The sequence below is a fragment of the Pseudoalteromonas sp. SR45-5 genome (assembly GCF_014163565.1).
In the GTDB taxonomy this organism is placed as follows: domain Bacteria; phylum Pseudomonadota; class Gammaproteobacteria; order Enterobacterales; family Alteromonadaceae; genus Pseudoalteromonas; species Pseudoalteromonas distincta.
In genome coordinates, this window is the sequence record NZ_JACJDN010000278.1 from 1 (window position 1) to 5,158 (window position 5,158).

General features: G+C 39.0%; 2 protein-coding genes. Both read left to right on the forward strand.

The genetic code is table 11. The features are described 5' to 3' along the window. Positions 1-176 precede the first annotated feature (176 nt). Complete coding sequence (locus tag H5072_RS11380; protein WP_182693582.1) at positions 177-1,904, forward strand: autotransporter assembly complex family protein; 1,728 nt, start codon at positions 177-179, stop codon at positions 1,902-1,904. Then, positions 1,904-5,158 (forward strand): translocation/assembly module TamB domain-containing protein (locus H5072_RS11385; RefSeq protein ID WP_182693583.1); only part of this gene is annotated, 3,255 nt, incomplete at its 3' end. The genes H5072_RS11380 and H5072_RS11385, both read left to right, overlap by 1 nt.

Here is a 5,158-nt window from a genome sequence, read left to right on the forward strand (position 1 = left end):
CTATTGTAACTAAAATATTGTCTTAACGCGTACTAATTTTAATTATGCTGATACTTATTCAAAGTTAAATTTACGCGTTAGATTGTCATTAAGTTAATGTGTTGCTCATTATGGCTATGCTAATATGCGCGTAATCAGCCAGTTTTATGTAAGATATTAAAAGTAAGGATATTTACTTGTTTATTAAGTTTTTACGTTGCATATGTGTTGTGAGCGCTTTAATTGCGACAAATAGCTATGCGGCAGAAAAAGTCATAGAAGATTACGAAATTAAAGGGTTAAGTGGCGATTTAGAAAATAACGTAGCCCTTTATCTCAAGCAATTAATTGGTGAAAAACCAACCCGTACACTTCGTCGTTATGCCCAAAAGCAAGTACAAAATAGCATTAAAGCACTTGGTTATTATAGCCCGACCGTCGAGGTTATTTATGATAAAGACGACAGCGAGTTAATTGTTAAAGTTGAGCGAGGTCCTGCAACACGCATAGAAGCAATTAATATTACGCTAAACGGCGATGGCCAAAATGATACTCAATTACAGGCATTAATTAAAAATACCAACTTAAAACAAGGTGATGTTTTAAATCATGGTAGATACGACTCTGCTCATAAAAAAATAGAATCTATGCTATTGGAGCTTGGCTATTTTGATGCAAAGTGGCCAGCGCGCAAATTAGAAGTGTCACTTAAGAAAAATAGTGCTGTTATTACTTTTGTAATTGATACTGGGGTTAGATACCAGTTTGGTGATATAAAAATAGCTAGTAATACGCCTGCTGAAAAATACATACGCTCGCTTGCGCCTTTTACTCAGGGTCAACCTTATAAATCAACACATATTGCTGACTATAATTTGGATTTATCAAGCACCCCTTATTTTGCAAGCGTGCGAGTTTACGCCGATATTGCTGCGCGTAAAAATAGCCAAGTACCTATTAAGGTAGATGTGTTGCACAAGCCTGCAAATAGCTATGAAATTGGCGGCGGTTTTAGTACTGACTTAGGGCCCAAAGTGCGTTTTAAATGGAGTAAACCGTGGATCACAGAAGACGGTCATTATCTCGAAACTAATTTAAATGTGGCGCAAAAGCAGCAAGATATTTCCATGGCTTATACCATTCCAGTTGATGATCCGAATGATGATTTATGGCGTTTTTCTGCTGGATATAAATTAGAGGATGAACTAACAAACGATACCTACAGTGAAATACTCACGGGGCAAATTCAGCGCCAATGGTTAACCGAAAATAAGTGGGTGCGTACTGCATTTTTACGCCGCGACCAAGAAACCTACCGCATCGGTGATGAAGAGGAAGAAAGTACCGAAATGTTAATGCCGGGCATTAGCTACGCCCGCAAAAAATCAAAAGGCGGCACGACTCCATACTGGGGAGAGCAGTGGCTTATATCTGCTGAGTTTGGTTTAGATGATGTGCTTTCGAGTACTAATCTGATTAGGGTGCAAATGCAACATGCGTGGTTACGTACATACTTAGATAAGCATTTAGTGTTTTTAAAAGCAAATGTTGGTGCAATGCTTGTTGATGATATTGAAAACGTACCTTACTCACTGCGTTTTTACGCAGGTGGCGATCAAAGTGTTCGTGGTTTTGCGTACCAATCAATATCGCCAGAAAATGATGATGGCGATCTCATCGGTGGTAAATACTTACTAACCAGTACAATAGAGTACAACTATCAGTTTGCTCAAAACTGGCGCGCAGCTTTATTTGTTGACGGTGGTACAGCAACGAATGATTTTTCTGATGACTTTGAAGTAGGCGCTGGTTTTGGTTTTCGCTATTTAACACCCGTTGGCCCAGTGCGTATAGACCACGCTTGGGGATTAACAAAAGAAAGTAAAAGCACACGTTTAAGTATTACCATAGGGCCAGAAATTTAATGTCAGTATTAAAAAAGATAACAGCCGCCGTAAGTGCTATTTTTGTCACGTTAGTTGTTGCACTATTTTGTTTGTTATTTACCGCACCCGGTAATCAATTTATTGCTTATAGTGCAAACAAAGCGGTAGATGGACTACATATCGTAATTAAAGATGGCCGTTTTATTTATAATGATGCCTTTAATGTGCGCTTTACTAGCAACGGATTGGATTTTAATGCACAACAATTGAAAATTGATTTGTTTTGGTGGCAGTGCGATGGAATTTGTATAGATAACTTAAGTGCTAAATCTATAAATTTAACATTACCAAAAACTGCAGAGTCACAAGAAGAAGCCGCTGCAGAGCCGCTTGAAAAAATCAGCTTACCTTTTAATATTGCTTTAAAAAACATTGCGATCAATAAATTTACTCTAGAGCATCCAAGTGCAAACGTAAGCGTTAATCACTTTAAACTCTCAGCAAAAGCAGAGGGTTCAAAGCTGACGGTTAAAAGCCTGAATATTCCCACCATACTTGTTGCTTTAAAAGAGCAAGAACAAGATGCGAAAACACAAATGGCGCAAAATACTCAAGCGCCTTTGACGCACCTACCCGCACTGCCTAATATAGAATTTACTTCACCACTTGATTTAGTTGTTGAAGACTTTGAAATAGCTAACATTACGATAGAGCAAAACGAAGCCCAGCATGTTATTGAAAACATCTCGCTGCAATTAAGTGTGGAAGATGCGGTTATTAATTTAGAGTCATTCTCAGCAAAGTATGAGCAGTGGCAGCTTAATACGCACCTTAATGCTGAGCTTGCAGGAAATTTGCCCGTAAAAGGGGATGTTGTTTTACAAAGTGATGAGCACCAAGCCAATTTGCAGTTGAATGGTGACTTATCAAATCTAAACTTAAATTTAGAAACGCAGGGGCAATATCCACTTAGTTTAACGGCAACGGCAAATTTAAAGCAAAAAAACTATCCGTTTGAGTTAAATGGCAAAATTAAACAGTGGCTTATTGATGCACAAAGTAATGAGCTTAAAGTGCGAAATGTAAGCCTCAATGCACAAGGTAATGCCGACGATTACCAGCTTAGCCTGCAGGGGAATAGCCAATTAGGCGCGTACCCAGCTGTTGACTTAAATACCCAATTAAAAGGCAGTCTCACCAAAGCAACTTTACAAGCGCTAAGCATTAAAGCGAACGAAAGCAGTGCAACTATAAAAGCCAATGTTGATTGGCAAAAAGGCATACAGGCTAACTTTAATGGCACGCTTGCTAACTTAAAAGCGCAGTACTTAACTGATGCCGCTACCAGTGATATTTCAGGACAGTTTAAAGGCTCGTTTAATGCAGCTGACGACAAGTGGCAGCTACAAATGAATAATACAAAGTTAAACGGATTACTTAACGACGTGCCACTAGAATTTGCCTCAAACTTTAAGCTCGACAACACGTTAAAAGCTAATATTGATAGTTTTTATTTAAGTAGCGGCACCAATAAATTAGCACTAAGCGGGCAAGTTGATGACACTTGGCAGGTTGATGGCAAAGTAACGCTTAAAAGTGATGAAAAAGCTAATATTCCATTTACTGCTGATGGCAACGCAAATTTAAAAGTGAGAGGGGAAAGGTTAACGCCCTCTGTTGATTTAGCGCTAATACTCGATCGCTTTATTTTTGATGAAATAAACATTAATAAATTATCAGTAAAAGGGCAGTTAGATACCGCAGCCGATTGGCAAACCGATGTTTCGGTAAGTGTTGGTTCGGCGCTTGTAGCCGAACAGCAAATTAATAGCGTTAAAATTGATATTAGCGGCGACAAAACAGATCACCAACTTACGGCATCTGTAGATGCTGAGCAAGGCAGTGTAGAGTTTGAAGTTAATGGCAAAATTAATAATACCACTTGGAATGGCGAGCTTAGTAATGTAACGCTCAGCGATAAAAAGCTTAGTTTTAGTAATACTAAAAATATTGCCATTATGGTTAATACGCAAAGTGGCGACTTTGATGTAAGTGCACATTGTTGGGCATCTGAGCAAAGTAAATTGTGCATAGACACCTTAGCCCAATCAAAAAACCTCGGTCAGCTAAATGCTAAACTAAGCAATTTAGCTCTTGAGGAGCTTAAGCACTTTTTACCTAATAGCATTCGTACTCGCGGTAATATAACTGGCGATGTAGCGCTTAATTGGCAAAGTGGTGCGCTTAAAACATTACGCGCAAATATCGATTCTAGCGACTTAGAAGCGGTGCTTACCTCGGAAGAAGATCGTTTTAAATTACCAATCGAAACTCTAACTGTTAGTGCATTTTCGGACTCTCAAGTTGGCAAGCTTGAAGCTAATTTAGAATCAAGTGTGCTTGGTAAAATAAACACACAAATTGATATTGACGACATACAAAATACGCAAGCGCTTAACGGCACTATTAATATTGATAAAATACTCCTTTCAGACTTACAACCATTTCTTGAAACCCTTGAGCAGTTAAAAGGTGATATTAGTGGAAAAGTCGCGTTAGTAGGTACGTTAAAAGATCCATTATTAAATGGCGAGCTTAATGTGAGCGATATTAGTTTAGAGGGCGAGCAATTGCCTATAGCGCTGCAAAAATCAAATATAAACGTGTTGTTTGATAAAACAACAGCCACAATAAAAGGCAACTTAAACGACAACCAGGGCGGTAAAATAAACCTCACCGGTGACGTTGATTGGCAAGGTGCGCAACCTGCTGTAAATGTGGCGGTAGTTGGCGAGCAGTTTTATGTACGTGCGCAGCAAGGGGTTACTTTTAAAGTATCGCCGGATTTAAAAATAGGCTTGGCTAATAATGCACTCAAGCTTGCTGGTGAGGTAGTTGTGCCTTACGGTCGTATAATGATTGAAGAGCTCCCAGAGGGCGCAGTGCAAGTTAGCGATGATGAAATTATTGTTGATCAAAAAACCGAGGCCACCGAAACAGTTCCGTTTGATTACGACATAGATTTAAAAGTGATTGTCAAAAACGATGTAAAAGTAGAATCGTTTGGCTTGGAATCAAAAGTTGCGGGTGATTTAGCGATAAAAATGAGTCAAGGAGCACCAATTATAGCCACAGGTGAGCTTAACTTAATTGAAGGTACTTACTTAGCCTTTGGGCAAGATTTAATAATCAGCACCGGGCAAGTCGGTTTTAGCGGTTCAATTGAACAACCATTTTTAAATATTAAAGCAATACGTAACCCCGATACGACTGCAAATGGTGTCATTGCAGGG